Consider the following 20,269-nt stretch of genomic DNA (forward strand, 5'->3'; position numbering starts at 1 on the left):
GGTCGGGGCCCGCCGACGTACTCAGCCGGCGAACACCGCGCGCAGCGTGTCGAGGCCGACGCCGCCGATGTCGAGCGCACGCTTGTGGAACCCCTTGAAATCGAAGGCGTCACCCTGCTGAGCACGCGCCGTCGCGAGCACGTCTTCCCAGATGCGCTGACCGACCTTGTACGACGGCGCCTGTCCCGGCCAGCCGAGGTAGCGGTTGACCTCGAACTGCCGGAACTCGTCGGGCATGTTCACATTGCGGCGCATCTCATCGAGCGCGTAGTCGTGGTCCCACACACCATCGCCGTCGAGGCGCGGCTTCTTCAAGTGCACGCCGATGTCGAGCACCACGCGAAGCGCGCGCATGCGCTGCCCGTCGAGCATTCCCAGACGATCAGCCGGATCGTCGAGGTAGCCGAGCTGTTCCATCAGGCGCTCCGCGTACAGGGCCCATCCCTCGGCGTGGCCCGACGTGCCGGCGAGCACACGGCGCCACGTGTTGAGCTCGGCCCGGTTGTACGTCGCCTGCGCGATCTGCAGGTGATGGCCGGGAACGCCCTCGTGGTAGACGGTGGTCAGCTCGCGCCAGGTGTCGAACTCGGTGACGCCCTCGGGAACCGACCACCACATCCGACCGGGCCGCGAGAAGTCATCGGTCGGGCCGGTGTAGTAGATCCCGCCCTCCTGGGTCGGGGCGATCATGCACTCGAGCTCACGAATCTGGTCGGGGATGTCGAAGTGCGAGGCGCCGAGCTCAGCGATGGCACGGTCGCTGGTCTCCTGCATCCACCGCTGCAGCGCCTGCGTGCCGTGCAGCTTGCGCGCCGGGTCCGCCTCAAGATGAGCGACGGCCTCCTCCACCGTCGCGCCCGGCAGGATCTCGCGCGCGATGGCCTCCTGCTCGGCGATCATTCGCCGTAGTTCCTCTCGGCCCCACTCGTACGTCTCATCCAGATCGATCGTCGCCCCCAGGAAACGCCGGGAGTTCAGGGCGTACAACTCGCGCCCGACAGCGTCCTCGTCACCGGCGACGGGAGCGAGCTCCTCGGTGAGGAACGCGCTCAATGCGTCGTAGGCGACACGCGCGGCCCCCGCGTGGTCGCCGAGATCACGGGCGAGGGATGCCGGAAGCTGACCCTCCTTCGGCGCTGCGCCGGCGACGAAGCCGGCGAAGAACCCGTCGTCGGCCGTGTAGCGCGCGATCTGGGTGGCGACCTCGCGCACCTGTCGGCGCGCGGGAACAACACCGTGGCGGATGCCCTCCCGCAGCGTTTCGGTGTACCCCTGCAGCGCCGCGGGCACCGCGGCGAGGCGTTCGGACACCACCGACCAGTCCTCCACGCTGTCAGTGGGCATCAGGTCAAACGCCTGACGGAAGTCCTGCGCGGCCGAAGCGATCACGTTGAGATCGCGCAGGTGCCACTGGGCATCATGCAGTTCGGACTGCAGCCGCAACTCCGCCGACAGGTCGGTCTTGGTGACCTCATCGATGCTGTCGACCGGCTCGAGCGCGTCAAGCTTCGCGAGCGTCTCGCGTGCCGCAGTCACGGCGCGCTCGTGACCTTCGGGGCTGACATCGTCCAGGCGGGCGTTCGCCTCATTCCGACCGATGTAGGTGGCCAGCACTGGCGAGAGCTCGACGAGCGTGTCGACCCAGTCCTCGGCGACCTGGTCGATGGCGGACGGGGTGCGGAGCTCGGAAGTCATGAGCTCGAGCCTATCCCCGCCCGCCGGTTCCCGGCATCCGATGAAACCGCTGCGGGCCGCGCCGCGTGGCGCAACCGCGCAGCGGGCGTCAGTGCGCGGCCTCGTTCCAGTCGCGGCCGGCACCCACCTGTACATCCAACGGCACCGACAGCTCGGCAGCATCCGCCATCTGCGTGCGCACGATCTGCTCGACCCGGTCCCACTCGCCAGGTGCAACCTCGACCACGAGTTCGTCGTGGATCTGCAGCAGTACGCGCGAGGCGAGCCCGCTCTCGCGCAGGTCGGCGTGGATACGGTTCAGCGCGATCTTCATGATGTCCGCCGCGCTGCCCTGGATCGGTGCGTTCAACGCGGCGCGTTCCGCATTCTCACGCAGCACGCGGTTCGGGCTGCTCAGGTCGGGGAACGGACGCCGACGGCCGAAGATGGTCTCGGTGTAGCCGTCTTCCTTCGCCTGAAGCACCGAGGCGCGCAGGTAGTCGCGCACTGCGCCGAAGCGGGCGAAGTACTCCTTCATCAGCTGCTTGGCCTCGGACTGCTCGATGCGCAGCTGCTTAGACAGGCCGAACGCACTGAGCCCGTAGACCAGGCCGTACGACATGGCCTTGACCTTGGTGCGCATCGCCGGCGTCACCTCCTCGGGCTCGACACCGAACACGCGCGCGCCGACGAAGCGATGCAGGTCCTCGCCGGAGTTGAACGCCTCGATCAGCCCGGCATCACCCGAAAGGTGAGCCATGATGCGCATCTCGATCTGCGAGTAGTCCGCGGTCAACAGCGTCTCGTAGTCGGCGCCGACCTCGAACGCGCTGCGGATGCGGCGCGATTCCTCGGTGCGCACCGGGATGTTCTGCAGGTTCGGGTCGGTGCTCGACAGTCGACCGGTCTGGCTGCCGGTCTGCACATAGGTCGTGTGGATCCGGTGGTCGTCGCGGATCGCCGAGTCGAGCGATTCGATGATCTGACGCAGCTTGGTCGCCTCGCGGTGCTGCAGCAGCAGAGCGAGGAACGGATGCGGGTTGGTCTCCTGCAGATCCGCGAGCACCGCAGCATCCGTGGAGTACCCGGTCTTGGTCTTGCGGGTCTTCGGCAACTGCAGGTCCTCGAAGAGGACTTCCTGCAGTTGCTTCGGCGATCCCATGTTGAACTCCCGACCCACCAGCGCGAACGCCTCAGCGGCGATCGTGTCGGTGCGCTCGCGCAGCTCGCCCGAGAACGTCGAGAGCACCTCGTGCGAGACCGCGACGCCGGCAGCTTCCATGTCGGCGAGCACGAGCACGGCCGGCAGTTCGATGTCGGTGAGCACCGTCGCCACGCCATCGGGCATCTTCTCACGCACGGCGGCCGCCGTGCGCAGAGTGAACCACGCCTGCTGTGCCGGCGTCGCACCGTCGGTCTCGGGAACGAGCTGCGAGGGATCGGCCTCGGGCAGCTTCTCGCCCAGGTACCGGTCGACGAGGTGACCGAGCGACTTGTCGGGGAAACTCGGCCGCATCAACCACCCGGCCAGAAGGGTGTCGTAGCCGAGGCCGCCGAGGCGGATGCCGGCGCGCAACAGCGCTTTGATCTGCGGCTTCGACTCATTGAGCACCTTCACCGCGTCGGACTCCAGCCACGGTGTCAACGCGGTCGCGATCTCATCGCTCCATCCGCATTCGCGCAGCTCGGTCGCACTCGCAATACCGACGCGGTCGATGGTCTCGGCCGTGGTCAGCAGCGTGAGCCCGAGCTCGCCCTCCTGAGCGCTGAGCCACGTCACGACCTGCTCTGCCGTCGACTCGACGGGGTCGGGAACCTGCACGGCGGGCTCGTCGTGCACCGGCTCATCCGCGGCTCCCACGGCGTCGAACACCCGGGGTAGCAGCGTACGGAACTCCAGTCGCGCGAAGATGTCGCGGACGGCCTGCGCATCGATCGGCGCGACCGCCAGCTCTGCTGGACTGAGGGGAAGTTCGACGTCGGTGAGCAGACGGTTCAGCCGACGGTTGCGCCGCACATCGTCCATGTGCTCGCGCAGGTTCCCGCCGACGACACCCTTGATCTCCTCGGCGCGCGCGAGCAGCTCGTCAAGACTGCCGAATTGGATCAGCCACTTCACGGCGGTCTTCTCGCCGACCTTGGGCACTCCCGGAAGGTTGTCGCTCGTCTCGCCGACGAGCGCAGCGATGTCGGGGTACTGCTCGGGACGCACGCCGTAGCGCTCCTGGACGGCGGACGGATCGTAGCGCTTGAGCTGCGAGACTCCCTGCACGGATGGATACAGCAGCGTCACCTCATCGTTGACGAGCTGAATCGTGTCGCGATCGCCCGAGACGAGCAGCACGTCGTACCCCTGGGCCGCGCCCTGCACAGAGAGCGTGGCGAGGATGTCGTCAGCCTCGAACCCCTCTTTCGTGAGAACGGGGATCGACATCGCCGCCAGGCACTCCTGCAGCAACGGGATCTGCCCCTTGAACTCGGACGGGGTCTCGGAGCGGGTCGCCTTGTACTCGGGGTATTCGTCGGTACGGAACGAGTGCCGCGAGGTGTCGAACGCGATCGCCATGTGCGTCGGCTTCTCAGCCTTGATCAGATTCACCAGCATCGACAGGAAGCCGTAGATGGCGTTGGTGTGCTGATTGTCGCGGGTGGTGAAGTTGTCGACCGGAAGGGCGAAGAAGGCCCGGTAGGCGAGTGAGTGGCCGTCGACGACCAGGAGGGTAGGCTTTGCGGAGTCCGTCACACAGCAAGCCTAACGAGCGCGACGGACACTCGCTGAGGAGGACAGGTGACACAGCACACCGAGATGTCGGGACTGGAATGGGCGACCCAACGAGGAATGGGTGCGCTCGCCGAGAAGATGGGCATGGAGTTCACCGAGTTCTCCATCGAGCGCAGCGTTGCGACGATGCCGGTCGAGGGCAACACGCAGCCGGTAGGACTGCTGCACGGCGGCGCCTACGTCGTTCTCGGCGAATCCCTGGGATCGATGGCAGCGAACCTGCACGCGGGTCCCGGGCGCCTCGCTGTCGGCGTCGACATCAACGCCACGCACACGCGTTCGGCGACCTCGGGCGTGGTCACCGGCGTGTGCACGCCGATCCACCTCGGTCGTAGCATGACCGTGCACGAGATCGTCGTCACGGACGATCAGGGGCGCCGGTGCTCGACGATCCGGATCACCAACATGATCAAGGCGATGGGGTGAGCGGGCACTAGCGCTCGCGCTCACCTCCCCGGCTGGTCAATCGACGAGAATACGCTGGAACAGGTCGTGGTCCTGCCACTCCCCTGCGATTCTCAAGTACTTCGGCGCCCGGCATCCCGGTCGTCGCAGGCCGTAGCGATCAACCGGTCCTGCTCGTCACCCGAGAAGAACACTTCTTCGCGCAGGGGATCCCACGGAGCCAGGTGCCGCCGGTTGCGACGATAAGCGGAAACGACAGCGGCCCCGTCGCTCCTCTGGAGCGCACGGAGCCGAATGCCGTCGTGGAGTTCGATCAGGACTTCTTGGGAGCGAGCTGCTCGATGATCGCCTTGGCGACGTCCTGCATCGTGAGGCGACGATCCATCGACGCCTTCTGGATCCAACGGAACGCCTCGGGCTCGGACAGGCCCATCTTCTCGTTCAGCAGGCCCTTCGCACGATCGACGAGCTTGCGCGTCTCGAAGCGCTCGACCATGTCGGAAACCTCGGCCTCGAGCGTGATGATCTGCTCGTGACGAGCCAGGGCGATCTCGATCGCCGGCAGCAGGTCGTTCGGGGTGAACGGCTTGACCACGTACGCCAGAGCGCCGGCCTCGCTGGCACGCTCGACGAGTTCCTTCTGGCTGAAGGCGGTCAGCAGCACCACGGGGGCGATGTTCGCCTTGTGCAGCTTCTCAGCCGCGCTGATGCCATCCAGCTGAGGCATCTTGACATCCATGACCACCAGGTCGGGACGCAGCTCGGTGGCAAGCTGCACGGCAGTCTCGCCGTCCCCGGCCTCACCGACGACATCGAAGCCGTTGTCACGCAGGATCTCGACGATGTCGAGGCGGATCAGCGACTCGTCCTCGGCGACGACAACGCGTCGCGGAGCGGATGCCGTGGGCTGCTCGGGCTGTTCTTGCTCAGTCACAGAAGAAATCCTATCGGAGTGATTATCAGTGTTCACCTGTGCCGGCGGTGGGACTCGAACCCACACGTCTTTCGACAAAGCATTTTGAGTGCTCCGCGTCTGCCATTCCGCCACGCCGGCCCCGATCGACTTTAGCGCATGGAACGGGGCGGAGCCCGCAGGCCCCGCCCCGTTCCTGACGCTCAGACTCCGGTCTTGTAGACCGGTGCGGCTCCGCCGACGGCATCCCCGACCTTGTGGACGCGGATGTCGTTGGTCGAACCGACGATTCCGGGAGGGGAACCGGAGATCACCACGACCCGGTCGCCCTCCTGCGCCAGGCCCGTGCGCAGCAGGTACTCGTCCACCTGCAGGTACATCGAGTCGGTGTGCTGCACGGCGTCGACCAGAGTCGACGTCAGACCCCACGTGAGGGCCATACGACGGCGGATGCCGGGCTCCGGGGTGAACGCGAGCATCGGGATGCGCGAACGCAGACGCGAGAGCCTGCGTGCCGAGTCGCCCGACTGCGTGAACACGCACAGGAACTTCGCCTCGACGAACTCGGCGACCTCGAGCGCGGCGAGGGTGATCGCACCGCCCTGTGTGCGCGGCTTGGTCGTCAAGGGCTGGATGCGCTCCAGACCGTGCTCCTCGGTCGACTCGATGATGCGCGCCATCGTCTCGACGACGACCACCGGGTACTCGCCCACGCTCGTCTCGCCCGAGAGCATGACCGCGTCGGCTCCGTCGAGAACGGCGTTCGCCACGTCGGAGGTCTCCGCGCGTGTCGGAACGGGGCTCTCGATCATCGACTCGAGCATCTGTGTCGCCACGATCACCGGCTTGGCGTTGCGGCGCGCCAGCTCCACCGCGCGCTTCTGCACGATCGGCACGGCCTCCAGCGGAAGCTCCACGCCCAGGTCGCCGCGGGCGACCATGATGCCGTCGAAGGCATCGACGATCTCTTCAAGCGCTGCCACCGCCTGCGGCTTCTCGATCTTGGCGATGACGGGGATGCGCACACCCTCTTCAGCCATGATCTCGTGGACGCGATCGACGTCGGCCGCATTGCGCACGAACGACAGGGCGATGACATCCGCACCGGTGCGAAGGCCCCAGCGCAGATCGTCCTCGTCCTTCTCGCTCAACGCGGGCACGTTCACGGCGACACCAGGCAGGTTGATGCCCTTGTTGTTCGAGACCGCGCCGGCGACGATGACCTTGGTGGTCACGACGGTGCCATCGGTCTCGACGACCTCGACGCGCACCTTGCCGTCATCGATCAGCAGGAAGTCGCCGGGCTTGACGTCCTGCGGCAGGCCCTTGAACGTCGTCCCGCAGATCTCGCGGTTGCCGATGATGTCCTCAGTGGTGATCTTGAAGATGTCCCCTGCAGCGAGCTCGTAGGGGCCGTCCTCGAACTTGCCGAGGCGGATCTTCGGGCCCTGCAGGTCGACGAGCACGGCGACCGCACGGCCTGCATCGTCGGCAGCGCGACGGACATTGGCGTAGTTCGCGTCGTGCACGGTGTAGTCGCCGTGGCTGAGGTTCAGCCGGGCGACGTCCACACCGGCGTCGATCAGTGCACGGACGGTCTCATACGTCGACGTGGCGGGTCCCAGGGTGGCGACGATCTTCGCGCGTCTCAAATCTTCTCCAGAGTTGGAAGGGAAAGTACACAGGATGGCGACGTTGCCGCACTCAGCCTACGCGGGTGGGACGCTCAGTGCGACGTCCGTTGCAGCGACAGGGGCCGGCAGTGAGGTCGTGCCCATCAGGTGGCGATCCATGGCGGATGCCGCCGCGCGGCCCTCCGCGATAGCCCAGACGATCAGCGACTGGCCGCGCCCCGCGTCACCGGCGACGAACACGCCCGGCAGGGATGTCGAGTAGTCGGCATCCCGACGCAGCGCGCCACGCTCGGACACGGGCAGCGTGCTGTCGCCCTGGAACGACGCGGTCTCGGGTCCGGTGAAGCCCATCGCGATCAAGACGAGGTCAGCGGGGATCTCGCGCTCGGTCCCGCTCTTGGGTACGCGCCGCCCGTCGACGAACTCGGTCTCGGCGACACGCACTGCCCTGACCTCCCCGGCGCCGTTCGAGAGGAACTCGACGGTAGAGGCGAGATAGGTGCGTTCACCACCCTCTTCGTGCGCGGACTGCACTTCGAACAGAGTGGGCATGGTGGGCCAGGGCTGGCTCTCAGGCCGCTCCGTGCCGGGCTGGCGACCGATGGCGAGGTTGGTGACGCTGAGGGCACCGTGCCGATGCGCGGTGCCGATGCAGTCGGCGCCGGTGTCGCCGCCGCCGATGACCACCACGTGTTTGCCGGTGGCCGTGATCTGATCCGAGACGTCGTCCCCCGCGTTCGCCCGGTTGGACTCGACCAGGTACTCCATCGCGAAGTGCACGCCGGCGAGGTCGCGCCCCGGGATCGACAGGTCACGCGGCACTGTCGCCCCCGTGGCCACCAGAACGGCGTCGTAGCGTGCCCGCAGGTCGTCCCAGGTGATGTCGGTGCCGATCTCGACGCCCGCGCGGAACCGCGTGCCCTCCTCCTGCATCTGACGCAGGCGCGTCTCGAGGTGGCGCTTCTCCATCTTGAAGTCGGGGATGCCGTAGCGCAGCAGGCCGCCGATGCGGTCGTCGCGCTCGAACACGACGACGGTGTGCCCGGCACGCGTGAGCTGCTGCGCCGCGGCCAGACCCGCGGGGCCTGAGCCGACAACAGCCACCGTCTTGCCCGTCAGCCGCTGCGGCGGCTGGGGCTGGACCCAGCCGTTGCCGAAGGCCTCGTCGATGATCGAGACCTCGATCTGCTTGATGGTCACCGCCGGCTGGTTGATGCCGAGCACGCACGAGCTCTCGCACGGCGCTGGGCACAGCCGGCCCGTGAACTCCGGGAAGTTGTTTGTGGCGTGCAGGCGTTCGATCGCCGCACGCCCCTCCCCGCGCCAGGTCAGATCGTTCCACTCCGGGATGAGGTTGCCCAGCGGGCATCCGGAGTGGCAGAACGGCACGCCGCAGTCCATACAGCGACCGGCTTGCCGCTTGAGCACGTTCCGGTCGCCCGGCTCGTAGACCTCTTTCCAGTCCATGATCCGCACCGCGACTGGGCGGCGAGCCGGGAGCTCCCGCTCGGTCGTCTTCAGAAAGCCCTTGGGGTCAGCCACCGGTCACCTCCAGGATCCGGTTCCAGATCGCGTCGCCGTCAGGGTCGATCCCCGCGGCCTCCGCTTCCTGGCGCATGGTCTGTACTGCCGCGTAGTCCCGCGGCAGCACCTTGGTGAAATCTGCCTGGCTGCGCTCGAACTCGGCCAGGATCTCGGACGCCAGTGGCGAACCCGTGCTCTGCACGTGTTCGTCGAGCATCCCTCGGAGCACCTCGACATCGGCGCGGTCCAGCGGCTCCAGCCGCAGTTCGCCCGATGCGAGCGCCTCAGCGTTGACGTTGGCGGTGCGCAGTCCGCGCACATACGCGACACCACCCGACATGCCCGCACCGAGGTTGCGGCCGGTGTCGCCGAGGATCACCGCCGTGCCGCCGGTCATGTACTCCAGGGCGTGGTCGCCCACGCCCTCGACGACAGCAGTCGCTCCGGAATTGCGGACCAGGAACCGTTCGCCGACGACGCCCGAGATGAACATCGTCCCGCTGGTCGCGCCGTAGCCGATGACGTTTCCGGCGATGACGTTGTGGTGCGGTGCGAACGATGCGCCGCGCGCGGGTCGGACGGTGATGTCTCCGCCCGAGAGGCCCTTGCCGACGTAGTCGTTGGCGTCGCCCTCCAACCGCAGCACAATGCCCTGGGGCAGGAAAGCTCCCAACGATTGTCCTGCCGTGCCGTGCAGCGTGATGTCGATCGTGCCGCGGGCCAGCCCGTGCGCGCCGCGCCGAGCCGTCAGGTGGTGCCCCAGCATGGTGCCGACCGCCCGCTCGGTGTTGCGGATGGGCAGTTCGACCACCACTGGTTCACCGCTATCCAATGCGTCCGCCGCGTGTGCGATCAGCGCCACATCGAAGTGCTTCTCCAGTTCGTGGTCCTGTGTGCGACCGCTCCTGCGCGGCTCCCCGGCGGGGAACGCCGGGCCGTGCAGGATCGGCGACAGGTCGAGGCCGTCGCTCTTCCAATGGCGCAGGGCGCGATCGGTACGCAAGAGGTCCGCGCGCCCGATCACCTCATCCAGCGAACGGAAGCCGAGTTCGGCGAGCAGCTCGCGCACCTCTTCGGCGATGAACTCCATGAAGTTCACGACGAACTCCGGCTTGCCCGTGAACCGCTCCCGCAGCACCGGGTTCTGCGTCGCGACCCCCACCGGGCAGGTGTCCAAGTGGCACACGCGCATCATGATGCATCCGCTGACCACCAGCGGTGCGGTCGCGAAACCGAACTCCTCGGCCCCCAGCAGTGCACCGATGATGACGTCGCGCCCGGTCTTGAGCTGACCGTCCACCTGGACGATGACCCGATCGCGCATGCCGTTGAGCATCAGCGTCTGCTGCGTCTCTGCCAGGCCGAGCTCCCACGGTGTTCCGGCGTGCTTGAGCGAGTTCAGCGGGCTGGCGCCCGTGCCCCCGTCATGACCCGAGACCAGCACGACGTCGCTCAGCGCCTTCGCCACACCGGCCGCTACCGCCCCGATGCCCGACTGGCTGACGAGCTTGGTGTGGATGCGTGCCTTCGGGTTCGCGCGCTTGAGGTCGAAGATCAACTGCTTGAGGTCTTCGATCGAGTAGATGTCGTGATGCGGCGGCGGCGAGATGAGCCCCACCCCTGGCGTGGCATGACGAGTGCGCGCCACCCACGGATACACCTTCTGCGGCGGGAGTTGCCCGCCCTCCCCCGGCTTGGCGCCCTGAGCGAGTTTGATCTGCAGATCGTCCGCCTCGGTGAGGTACTGGCTGGTAACCCCGAACCTGCCCGACGCGACCTGTTTGATGGCGCTTCGACGCTCGGGGTCGACGAGTCGCTCGGGATCCTCGCCGCCCTCACCCGTGTTCGATTTCGCGCCCAGTCGATTCATGGCGATCGCAAGCGTCTCGTGCGCCTCCTGCGAGATCGAGCCGTAGCTCATCGCTCCGGTCGAGAAGCGCTTGACGATCGATGACACCGGCTCGACCTCGTCCAGCGGCACGGGCGGGCGCTCGCCGGTACGCAGTTCGAACAGCCCCCGCAGGGTCTTGAGCTCCGCTGCCTGGTCGTCGACGAGGCGGGTGTACTCCCGGAAGATGTCGTACCGGCGGGTGCGGGTGGAGTGCTGCAACCGGAAGACGGTCTCGGGGTTGAACAGGTGCGGCGTTCCATCGCGCCGCCACTGGTACTCGCCGCCCGTCCACAGCCGCTCATGCGCCCGCGGCGCAGGATCCTGCGGATACGCGAAGTCGTGTCGGGCCTGGTTCTCGGCGTAGACGTCTTCGATGCCGATGCCACCGAGCTTGGTCTCGGTACCGGTGAAGTAGGCGTCGATGAACTCCTGGCTCAGACCCACCGCCTCGAACACCTGCGCGCCGGCATACGACGAGACGGTCGAGATACCCATCTTCGACATGATCTTCAGCACGCCCTTGCCGAGCGCGTAGATCAGGTTGCGCACCGCCTTCTCGGGCGTGATGCCGGTGATGAAGCCGGTGCGCACCAGGTGCTCGACGCTCTCCATCGCCAGGTACGGATTCACGGCCGAGGCCCCGTATCCGATGAGCGTGGCGACGTGATGCACCTCACGTACATCGCCCGCCTCGACGACCAGCCCGACCTTCATGCGGTTCTGACGACGGATGAGGTGATGGTGCACCGCAGAGACCATCAGCAACGACGGAATCGGAACGAGGTCCTTGTCGGAGTCGCGGTCCGAGAGGATGAGCAGTTCCGCTCCGCGCTCGATGGCGGCGTCCGCCTCGGCGCACATCTCGTCGAGGCGCTCCTGCATCGTGTGGGCACCCGCGTCGAAGTGGTACAAGCCCCTGATCGTGGCGCTGGAGTGCCCGGGCAGGGCCTTCTCGATGTGCCGGATCTTCGCCAGTTCGTCATTGTCGATCACCGGGAAGTCGAGCGTCACAGTGCGCGCGTGATCCGGACCCCAGCTCAGCAGGTTGCGCTCCGGGCCGAGCCCGAGACGAAGACTGGTGACCACCTCTTCGCGGATGGCGTCCAGCGGCGGGTTCGTGACCTGCGCGAACTGCTGCACGAAGTAATCGAACAGCAGCCGCGGGCGGTCGCTCAAAGCGGCGATCGGTGCGTCGCTCCCCATGGCACCGAGTGGCTCCGCGCCATTCTGCCCCATCGGGGTGAGCAGGATGCGCACCTCTTCCTCGGTGTAGCCGAAGGTGCGCTGGCGACGAGTGATCGATGCCGCGGGATGCACGATGTGCTCCCGCTCGGGAAGGTCGGCGAGGCGCACGGCGCCCTTGTCGAGCCACTCCTGCCAAGGGTGCATCGTGGCCAGGTCGTGCTTGATCTCGTCGTCCTCGACGATCCGTCCTTCGGCGGTATCCACGAGGAACATGCGGCCCGGGCTGAGACGCCCACGGCGCTTGATGCGCTCGGGAGCGAACTCGAGCACGCCGGTCTCGCTGCCGATCACCACCAGGCCGTCGGTGGTCTCGGTCCAGCGCCCCGGCCGCAGACCGTTGCGGTCGAGGGTGGCGCCCACCTGGACCCCGTCGGTGAAGATCAGCGCCGCCGGACCGTCCCACGGCTCCATCTGGTTCGCGTGGTACTCGTAGAACGCCCGCAGGTCGGCGTCCATGGAGGTCTGCTTCTCCCATGCCTCGGGGACCATCATCATGATCGCGTGGGGCAGGCTGCGCCCGGTGAGAGTGAGCAGCTCGAGCACCTCGTCGAACGAGGCCGAGTCACTGGCGCCCTCTGTGCAGATCGGCAGGAGCGGCCGGATCTCACCGATCAGGTCCGACTCGAGCTGCGACTGTCGGGCCCGCATCCAGTTGCGGTTGCCACCGACGGTGTTGATCTCTCCGTTGTGGGCGAGCATCCGCAGCGGCTGCGCCAGCGGCCACGACGGGAAGGTGTTGGTCGAGTAGCGGGAGTGCACGATCGCCAGCTCCGACGCGAAGCGCTCGTCCTGCAGATCGGGGTAGAACGGCTCCAGCTGAAGGGTGGTGACCATGCCCTTGTAGCCGAGCGTGCGGCTGGAGAGCGAGACGAAGTAGGCGCTGAGCTCATGCCCGGCGCGCTTGCGCAACCGGTAGGCGATGCGGTCCAGTGCGAGCGACGACTCGGTCGTGCCCTCCAGCGCCACGAACAGCTGCTCGAAGGCCGGGCGCGCCTCGTCGGCGAGCTTTCCGAGGTGCTCATTGGCGGTCGGGACCACTCGCCAGCCGAGAACCGAGAGTCCTTCTTCGGCGGCGATGCGTTCGATGCCGGCCTTCTGCTCGCGGCGGGCGCTCGACTCCCGAGGGAGGAACGCGAGGCCGGCGGCGTAGGTGCCCGCGGCGGGGAGCTCGAAGGGAGCGACTTCCCGGAGGAACGCGTCGGGCATCTGGGTGAGGATGCCCGCACCATCGCCGGTGCCGGCATCCGAGCCGATCGCACCGCGGTGTTCCAGGTTGCGCAGCGCTTCGAGCGCCAACGCGATGATGTCGTGGCCGGGTTCCCCGCGGAGTGTCGCGACCATGGCCAGGCCGCAGGCATCCTTCTCGTGGGCGGGGTTGTAGAGCCCTTGCTTCGGGGGGTAGGCGCCGGAGGCACCGTAGGGAGGCTGGAAGTACACCAGTCACCGTCCTCAGTTCTCAGTGAACCCGGGGACGTCATCGGCCCGCTCGTTCAGTGCGATTTCTCGCGTGAAGAGGCGCTCAGAGAGCGTCCTCGCTGACGGGAGCGGTGCTTGTGGCGATCGCTCCTAGTCGACTTCGGTCTTCGCCGGAGGCTCGCTCACGTCGACGAAGTCGGAGGGATTGTCCTGCGAGTCTACATCCGCCTCGGCGGGCACTCGTCCCGGCACGTACGGCGACGGCTCGACACCGGGGTGACGGCGCGTCTGGACGATCATGATGACCAGACCCACGAGCACGCCGAAGATCGCGGCCCAGACGTTGCTGCGCAGGCCGAACAGCACCTCACTCGGGTCGATGCGGATCGACTCCCAGACGATGCGTCCTGCGCTGTACCAGATCAGGTAGAGCGCGAACAGCTTGCCCCACTGCAGCTTCAGCTTCGAGCCTGCCCACAGCAGCACGATGACCCCCAGACCGTTCCACAGCACCTCGTACAGGAACGTGGGGTGGAACAGCGTTCCCTCGGCAAGACCGGGAGGGAAGGCAGGGTTGGTCGACTCGATCTCGAGTCCCCACGGCAGATCAGTCGGCAATCCGAACAGTTCGTGGTTGAACCAGTTGCCGAAGCGCCCCATCGCCTGCGCGAGCAGAAGCCCGGGTGCGAGGGCGTCGGCGAACGTCCAGAACCGGATGCCCGTCCACCGGCATCCGAGCCAGGCGCCCACAGCGCCGCCCATCAGCGCGCCGAAGATGGCGATGCCACCCTCCCAGATGGCCCAGACGGATCCCTGCTCGAACGGGTTCCAGGTGTTCTTGCCGGGCCCGAAGTAGAAATCGGGGTGGGTGAGCACATGGAAGATGCGCGCACCGATGATGCCCAGCACGATCGCCGGGATCGCGATGTCGATCACGATCCACTTCTCCGCACCGCGCTTGGTCAAGCGGTGGTTGGCGATCAGCGCGGCCACGATGATGCCCGCGATGATGCACAGAGCGTAGAAGTGAATCGTCAGCGGACCGATCTGCAGGTAGCTGACCGACGGGCTCGGGATACTCGCGGGCACGGTGATGAGGGTGCTGAGAGGCGCGAAGGGCATGAGAACGATCCTAGTATCGCGTCGTCGGCGTACCGCCGGCGAGAGCTCGGGTGGTTTCGGCGAGGGCGTCCAGACCGCCATCGCGCAGGGCCTTGACGAGGGCAGTGCCGACGATCGCACCATCGGCGTACTCGACGACGCCGGCGATCTGGTCGGCGTTCGAGATGCCGATGCCCACACAGGCGCGCACGTCGCCGCGGGCGCGCATACGCTCGACGAGAGTGCGGGCTGCACGGTCGAGCTCGGCGCGCTCACCGGTGATGCCCATGGTTGAGACCGTGTACACGAAGCCGGTGGACGAGGACAGCACAAGATCGAGACGTTCGTCGCTCGAGGTCGGCGCGGCGAGGAAGATCCGATCCAAACCGGTGCGCTTGCTGGCGGCGATCCACTCGCCGGCAGCTTCGGGCGTGATGTCGGGTGTGATCAGGCCCGCACCACCGGCGGCGAGCAGATCGTCGGCGTAACGATCGACGCCGTACTGCATGACGGGGTTCCAGTACGTCATCACGACCACGGGCACGTCGGTCTCGGCGCTGATCCGCTGCACGGCGGTGAACAGGTCGCGCATGCGGAAGCCGTTCGCCAGAGCATGCTGTGTCGCTTGCTGGATGACCTCGCCGTCCATCACCGGGTCCGAGTAGGGCGGACCGATCTCGATGATGTCGACGCCGTTGCGCGCCAGCGTCACAGCCGCCTGGATGCTCGTCTCCAGGTCGGGATATCCGATCGGCAGATAGCCGATGAATGCGCCTCGCCCGGCGGCATGCGCCTTGTCGATGGCTGCTGCGACGCGGCTCACGATGCGTCGTCCTCTCGGTCGTAGAGATCGAAGTAGCGGGCGGCGGTGTCCATGTCCTTGTCGCCGCGACCCGACAGGCACACGGCGATCACGCCGTCCGTGCCGAGCTCGCGGCCCAGTCGCAGGGCTGCGGCCAGCGCATGCGCCGACTCGATCGCGGGGATGATGCCCTCGGTGCGGCTGAGCAGGCGCAACGCCTGCATCGCCTCGTCGTCGGTCGCCGGGATGTACTCGGCGCGTCCGATATCACTGAGCCATGCGTGCTCCGGCCCGACACCCGGGTAGTCGAGTCCGGCCGAGATCGAGTGCGACTCGATGGTCTGGCCGTCCTCGTCCTGCAGCACGTAGGTCTTCGCACCGTGCAGCACGCCGGGGCGTCCCCGTTCGATCGAGGCCGCGTGGCGATCGGTATCGACGCCGTCGCCCGCCGCCTCGACGCCGTACAGACGGACGTCGGCGTCGTCGAGGAACGCATCGAACATGCCGATCGCATTGGAGCCTCCGCCGACGCACGCGACGACGGCGTCCGGAAGTCGGCCGGCCTCGTCGAGCAGCTGCTCGCGTGCTTCTTCGCCGATGACCTTCTGGAAGTCGCGCACCATCGCCGGGAACGGGTGCGGACCCGCCGCGGTGCCGAAGATGTAGTTGGTCGTCTCGACGCTGGCGACCCAGTCGCGGTACGCGTCGTTGATTGCGTCCTTCAGGGTGCGCGACCCGGTCGTGACCGGAATGACCTCGGCACCGAGAAGGCGCATCCGGGCCACGTTCAGAGCCTGGCGTTCGGTGTCGACCTCACCCATGTAGATCGTGCAGTCCAGTCCGAACAGCGCCGCGGCGGTGGCCGTGGCGACGCCATGCTGGCCCGCGCCGGTCTCGGCGATCACCCGGGTCTTGCCCAGTCGCTTGGTCAGCAGAGCCTGACCCAGCACGTTGTTGATCTTGTGCGACCCGGTGTGGTTGAGGTCTTCGCGCTTGAGGAAGACACGCGCGCCGCCGGCGTGCTCGGCGAATCGGGGCACCTCGGTGATCGGCGACGGACGCCCCGCGTACGAATGCAGCAGGGCTGCCAGCTCCGCGCGGAACTGCGGGTCGGCGAGGGCATCCTCGTACGCCGCGGTGAGTTCGTCGATGGCCGCGATGAGCGATTCGGGCATGAACCGCCCGCCGAACTCACCGAAGAACGGTCCGTGCTGATCGCGCAGGCTCACCGTGCGCCTCCTCGTGCGGTGGGGGCCGCTCCCGCGGCCAGGAAACTCTGCAGCGTCGCGACGGCGTCGCCGGTCACAAGTGCTTCACCGATCAGCACCACGTCGGCGCCGGCCTCGCGGTACCGGGTGACATCCTCGGGGGTGAGCACCGCAGACTCCGCGATCTTGACCGCGGAGTCGGGGATGCGGTCGGCGAGGCGTCCGAACAGATCGCGGTCCAGCTCGAGCGTGTGCAGGTTGCGCGCGTTGACGCCGATCAGATCGGCGCCCAGATCGATGGCGACCTCGAGCTCCTCAGCCGAGTGGGTTTCGACCAGCGGCGTCATGCCGAGCTGAAGGATCAGCTCGTGCAGTTCGAAGAGGGTCTTGCGTTCCAGACCGGCGACGATCAACAGTGCGAGATCTGCGCCGGCGGCGCGTGCCTCGAACACCTGATACGGCGTCGCGATGAAGTCCTTGCGCAGCACCGGCAGCGACACGCGAGCGGTAACGGCTTCGAGATCGGCGAGGCTGCCACCGAAGCGACGTTCCTCGGTCAGAACGCTGATCGCCGAGGCGCCGCCCTGCTCGTAGAGCGAAGCCTGCAGCGCGGGATCGGCGATCTCGGCCAGCGCACCGCGGGAGGGGCTCGCACGCTTGACCTCGGCGATGATCTTGACGTGGTCTGTGGGCGCGAGGGCGGCGCGGGCATCCCGTGCGGCCGACCGCTGTGCGGCATCGCGCTCCACGACAGAGAGCGGTCGCGACAGCGCGCGCCGCTCGGCGTCCTGCACCGCGCCGGCCGTGAGGTCGGCGAGCACCATCAGTGTGCCTTCGGTGTGTACTTCGGGCCCTTCACGCCCCAGCCTGCCTTGGCCATCACCCAGCCGACGATCAGTCCAGCGACGATGATGCCACCACTCACCATGACGGCGACGGGCATGTCGAGGCAGAAGAAGACGGCTCCGGCGGTGAAGCCGAGCAGCATGATCACGACGGCCGTCCACGCAGCAGGCGAGTGTCCGTGTCCGGGGTCGGCGATCGGGTTGGTCATGTTCTCCTCCGGGAGGCTAGGGGAATTCGATTCAGTCTATCGGGCTGCGTCGGTCGGGTCGGTTCCCTGGGACAGCTCGTCCCAGGAATCGATCGCGTCCAGCGGTCCGTCATCGTGGTGCTTCGCTTCGGAAGCGGCGCGGTACCGGCGACCGCCCGACGCCCAGCCGCGCGCCGTGAACAACACGAAGACGGATGCCAGCAGCAGAAGCACCCAGGCTGCCAGCGCGATCGCGGGCCAGCCGGTGGGTTCGATCTTCGCGACGATCGTGTAGAGCGCGGAGTCCCCGCTCAATCCGGTCGCCTCGGCGACAGCATCCGCTGCCACGCTCAGCGGTGGACCGACGAGCAGCGTCGCCGTGCCCGCGAGCAACACGCCCGAGGCTGCGATGGTGAGAACTCCGAGCACGTACCGCAGTACGGGGCCGGCGATGGCGAGCACAGCTCCGAGCGCCAGCACCGCCAGCGAGAGCGGCGCGAGCAGCGTCAACGCATCGGCGCCGGCGATCAGCAGCGGCTCGACAGCATCCGAGCGTTCGACGACCAACCAGGTCTGCGTCGAAGAGACGATTCCGATCGCACCGGCGAGCAGGATCGTCAGGACGGAGAGCATTCTTGCGCGACGCTTCATCGCTCCTCCCCTGCCAGATCGAACTCTCGATCATCGAAGCACGTACGGCTGCCGGTGTGGCAGGCGGGGCCATGCTGATCGACGGTGAGCAGAAGCGTGTCGCCGTCGCAGTCCGTGGCGACGGCATGGACGCGCTGAGTATTGCCCGACGTGTCGCCCTTGCGCCAGTACTCCTGGCGGGAGCGCGACCAATACACGGCCCGTCCTTCCGCGAGGGTGCGGCGCAAGGCCTCAGCGTTCATCCACGCGAGCATCAGCACCTCCCGCGTGTCGTACTGCTGCACGATCACCGGGGCCAACCCCGCATCGTTCCACGTGATGTCGGCGATGCGCGCTTCATTCGGGTCGGTCATCGCACACCGTCTCGATCGCCCGGGGCAATCTCACGGATCGTGACGCCGGATGCCTTCAGCGCTGCCTTGACATCACCGACCGTCAGCTGGCCGGTGTGGAACACGCTGGCCGCGAGGACAGCATCCGCCCCGGCGTCGATCGCGGGCGCGAAGTGCGAGACGTTGCCGGCTCCGCCGGAGGCGATCACCGGAACCGACGAGACCTCGCGCATCAGACGCACGAGTTCCAGGTCGAACCCGTCCTTCGTCCCGTCGGCGTCGATCGAGTTGACCAGAAGTTCGCCGGCGCCACGCTCGATGGCCTCGCGTGCCCAGGCGAGGGCATCCAATGATGTCTCGGTGCGGCCACCATGCGTCGTGACGGCAAATCCGGACGGCGTCGCAGCGGAGCGCTTCACATCGAGCGAGAGCACCAGTACCTGGGCACCGAAGCGATCGGCGATCTCGCCGATGAGCGCGGGACGGGCGATGGCGGCCGAGTTCACACCGACTTTGTCGGCACCGACGCCGAGCAGGCGCGCGACGTCCTCGACCTCGCGCACTCCCCCGCCGACGGTCAGCGGCACGAACACGTGCTCGGCGGTGCGCTGCACGATGTCGTAGGTCGTCGCGCGGGCATCCACGGTGGCCGTCACGTCAAGGAAGGTGATCTCGTCCGCGCCCTGCAGCGCATAGTGCGCCGCGAGCTCGACCGGGTCACCCATGTCGCGCAGGTTCTGGAAGTTGACGCCCTTGACGACGCGACCGGCTGCCACGTCCAGGCACGGGATGACGCGTGCCGCGAGTGCCATCAGAGCCTCGCCGCGTGGATGGCGGTGACCAGGATCGCGCGTGCGCCGAGGGCGTAGAGGTCGTCCATCACCTGATTCATGCCCTTGCGGGGGATCATGACGCGCACGGCGACCCACTCGGGATCGCGCAACGGGGAGATGGTCGGCGATTCGCGACCACCGGCGATCGCGACTGCCTGGTCGACGAGGTGGGCGGGCAGGTCGTAATCGAGCAGCACGAACTGGCGCGCCACCATCACGCCGCGCAGGCGTCGCAGCAGCCGGTCGGTGCCGGGTGCATCGCCGGGGCGGCTGATCAGCACGGCCTCGGACTCGATGATCACGGGTCCGAAAATCTCCAGGCCCGCCTGACGCAGGGTGGTTCCGGTCTCGACGACATCGGCGATGACATCCGCCACGCCGAGTCGGACCGCCGATTCCACCGCGCCGTCGAGCGGCACGAGTTCGGCCTGAACGCCATGCCGACGCAGGAAATCGTCGACCAGGCCCGGGTAGGCCGAGGCGACACGGACGCCTTCGAGATCCTCGATCGTGCGGAATCGGCCGGGAGGCGCCGCGAAACGGAACGTCGAGCGGGCGAAGCCGAGTTGCTCGATCTCGCGTGCGTCGTCCTGACGCACGTCGAGCAGCAGGTCGCGCCCGGTGATGCCCACGTCGAGAGCACCGGATGCCACATACGTGGCGATGTCGCGGGGACGCAGGTAGAAGAACTCGACGTCGCTGTCGGCGTCGATCACGTGCAGGGTCTTGGGGTCGCGGCGTCCGACGTAGCCCGCCTCGGCGAGCATGTCAGCAGCGGTCTCGGAGAGCGAGCCCTTGTTCGGAACGGCAATGCGCAGCATGGGT

The 20,269-nt window shown here is 67.4% G+C and carries 16 protein-coding genes and 1 tRNA gene; 1 reads left to right on the forward strand and 16 read right to left on the reverse strand.

The window, feature by feature from the left end; translation table 11 throughout:
• Window positions 1-21 precede the first annotated feature (21 nt).
• Both PTQ19_RS07610 and polA read right to left on the reverse strand, forming a co-directional pair.
• Window positions 22-1,695: a DUF885 domain-containing protein gene (locus tag PTQ19_RS07610; RefSeq protein ID WP_274366922.1), complete on the reverse strand. Its 1,674-nt coding sequence runs from the start codon at window positions 1,693-1,695 to the stop codon at window positions 22-24.
• An 88-nt stretch (window positions 1,696-1,783) separates the two neighbouring features.
• Complete coding sequence (polA, locus tag PTQ19_RS07615) at window positions 1,784-4,417, reverse strand: DNA polymerase I (RefSeq protein ID WP_274366923.1); 2,634 nt, start codon at window positions 4,415-4,417, stop codon at window positions 1,784-1,786.
• 63 nt (window positions 4,418-4,480) lie between these two features.
• Between polA and PTQ19_RS07620 the strand changes: the two genes are divergently transcribed.
• A complete protein-coding gene (locus PTQ19_RS07620; protein ID WP_179411854.1) occupies window positions 4,481-4,882 on the forward strand; it encodes a hotdog fold thioesterase in 402 nt (133 codons plus the stop codon).
• Between the two features lie 292 nt (window positions 4,883-5,174).
• Here PTQ19_RS07620 and PTQ19_RS07625 read toward each other — a convergent pair whose 3' ends face one another.
• The 14 genes from PTQ19_RS07625 to hisG all read right to left on the reverse strand — a co-directional run bounded on the left by PTQ19_RS07625 (window position 5,175) and on the right by hisG (window position 20,265).
• Entirely contained in the window at window positions 5,175-5,795 is a 621-nt protein-coding gene (locus PTQ19_RS07625) for an ANTAR domain-containing response regulator (protein WP_179410824.1), read from the reverse strand.
• Between the two features lie 39 nt (window positions 5,796-5,834).
• Window positions 5,835-5,915: transfer RNA gene (locus tag PTQ19_RS07630), tRNA-Leu, on the reverse strand.
• 62 nt (window positions 5,916-5,977) lie between these two features.
• Window positions 5,978-7,426, reverse strand: coding sequence for a pyruvate kinase (gene pyk, locus PTQ19_RS07635; RefSeq protein ID WP_179410823.1), 1,449 nt, complete (start codon window positions 7,424-7,426; stop codon window positions 5,978-5,980).
• A 57-nt stretch (window positions 7,427-7,483) separates the two neighbouring features.
• Window positions 7,484-8,950, reverse strand: a complete 1,467-nt coding sequence (locus tag PTQ19_RS07640; RefSeq protein WP_179410822.1) for a glutamate synthase subunit beta — start codon at window positions 8,948-8,950, stop codon at window positions 7,484-7,486.
• Window positions 8,943-13,505, reverse strand: a complete 4,563-nt coding sequence (gltB, locus tag PTQ19_RS07645) for a glutamate synthase large subunit (RefSeq protein ID WP_274366924.1) — start codon at window positions 13,503-13,505, stop codon at window positions 8,943-8,945. Before gltB ends, PTQ19_RS07640 begins: the two co-directional genes overlap by 8 nt.
• Window positions 13,506-13,634: 129 nt before the next feature.
• Window positions 13,635-14,606: a prolipoprotein diacylglyceryl transferase gene (gene lgt, locus PTQ19_RS07650; RefSeq protein WP_206549867.1), complete on the reverse strand. Its 972-nt coding sequence runs from the start codon at window positions 14,604-14,606 to the stop codon at window positions 13,635-13,637.
• 10 nt (window positions 14,607-14,616) lie between these two features.
• Window positions 14,617-15,411, reverse strand: coding sequence for a tryptophan synthase subunit alpha (gene trpA, locus PTQ19_RS07655; RefSeq protein ID WP_179411853.1), 795 nt, complete (start codon window positions 15,409-15,411; stop codon window positions 14,617-14,619).
• Window positions 15,405-16,616 carry a tryptophan synthase subunit beta gene (gene trpB / locus PTQ19_RS07660; RefSeq protein ID WP_179410819.1) on the reverse strand — a complete coding sequence of 404 codons (1,212 nt, stop codon included), beginning with the start codon at window positions 16,614-16,616 and terminating at the stop codon, window positions 15,405-15,407. The genes trpA and trpB overlap by 7 nt, the downstream gene beginning before the upstream one ends.
• Window positions 16,613-17,416: an indole-3-glycerol phosphate synthase TrpC gene (trpC, locus tag PTQ19_RS07665; protein WP_274369054.1), complete on the reverse strand. Its 804-nt coding sequence runs from the start codon at window positions 17,414-17,416 to the stop codon at window positions 16,613-16,615. The genes trpB and trpC overlap by 4 nt, the downstream gene beginning before the upstream one ends.
• A 2-nt stretch (window positions 17,417-17,418) precedes the next feature.
• On the reverse strand, window positions 17,419-17,649 hold the full coding sequence (locus tag PTQ19_RS07670; protein ID WP_179410818.1) for an HGxxPAAW family protein: 231 nt from the start codon (window positions 17,647-17,649) through the stop codon (window positions 17,419-17,421).
• Window positions 17,650-17,685: 36 nt separating this feature from the next.
• Window positions 17,686-18,279 (reverse strand): Trp biosynthesis-associated membrane protein, encoded by a 594-nt coding sequence (locus PTQ19_RS07675; protein WP_206820519.1) that lies wholly within the window; start codon window positions 18,277-18,279, stop codon window positions 17,686-17,688.
• Window positions 18,276-18,632 (reverse strand): phosphoribosyl-AMP cyclohydrolase, encoded by a 357-nt coding sequence (gene hisI / locus PTQ19_RS07680; RefSeq protein ID WP_274366925.1) that lies wholly within the window; start codon window positions 18,630-18,632, stop codon window positions 18,276-18,278. Before hisI ends, PTQ19_RS07675 begins: the two co-directional genes overlap by 4 nt.
• Window positions 18,629-19,423, reverse strand: a complete 795-nt coding sequence (gene hisF, locus PTQ19_RS07685; protein ID WP_274366926.1) for an imidazole glycerol phosphate synthase subunit HisF — start codon at window positions 19,421-19,423, stop codon at window positions 18,629-18,631. Before hisF ends, hisI begins: the two co-directional genes overlap by 4 nt.
• A complete protein-coding gene (hisG, locus tag PTQ19_RS07690; RefSeq protein WP_206549863.1) occupies window positions 19,423-20,265 on the reverse strand; it encodes an ATP phosphoribosyltransferase in 843 nt (280 codons plus the stop codon). Before hisG ends, hisF begins: the two co-directional genes overlap by 1 nt.
• Window positions 20,266-20,269 lie beyond the last annotated feature (4 nt).

This window comes from Microbacterium esteraromaticum (assembly GCF_028747645.1).
Lineage (GTDB): Bacteria > Actinomycetota > Actinomycetes > Actinomycetales > Microbacteriaceae > Microbacterium > Microbacterium esteraromaticum_C.

Excerpts from the sequence above, each read along its gene's own strand:
- PTQ19_RS07620 (WP_179411854.1), top strand. The coding sequence starts at position 4,481 with ATGTCGGGACTGGAATGGGCGACCCAACGAGGAATGGGTGCGCTCGCC.
- PTQ19_RS07675 (WP_206820519.1), bottom strand. The coding sequence starts at position 18,279 with ATGAAGCGTCGCGCAAGAATGCTCTCCGTCCTGACGATCCTGCTCGCC.
- PTQ19_RS07670 (WP_179410818.1), bottom strand. The coding sequence starts at position 17,649 with ATGACCAACCCGATCGCCGACCCCGGACACGGACACTCGCCTGCTGCG.
- PTQ19_RS07610 (WP_274366922.1), bottom strand. The coding sequence starts at position 1,695 with ATGACTTCCGAGCTCCGCACCCCGTCCGCCATCGACCAGGTCGCCGAG.
- hisF (WP_274366926.1), bottom strand. The coding sequence starts at position 19,423 with ATGGCACTCGCGGCACGCGTCATCCCGTGCCTGGACGTGGCAGCCGGT.
- lgt (WP_206549867.1), bottom strand. The coding sequence starts at position 14,606 with ATGCCCTTCGCGCCTCTCAGCACCCTCATCACCGTGCCCGCGAGTATC.
- hisI (WP_274366925.1), bottom strand. The coding sequence starts at position 18,632 with ATGACCGACCCGAATGAAGCGCGCATCGCCGACATCACGTGGAACGAT.
- hisG (WP_206549863.1), bottom strand. The coding sequence starts at position 20,265 with ATGCTGCGCATTGCCGTTCCGAACAAGGGCTCGCTCTCCGAGACCGCT.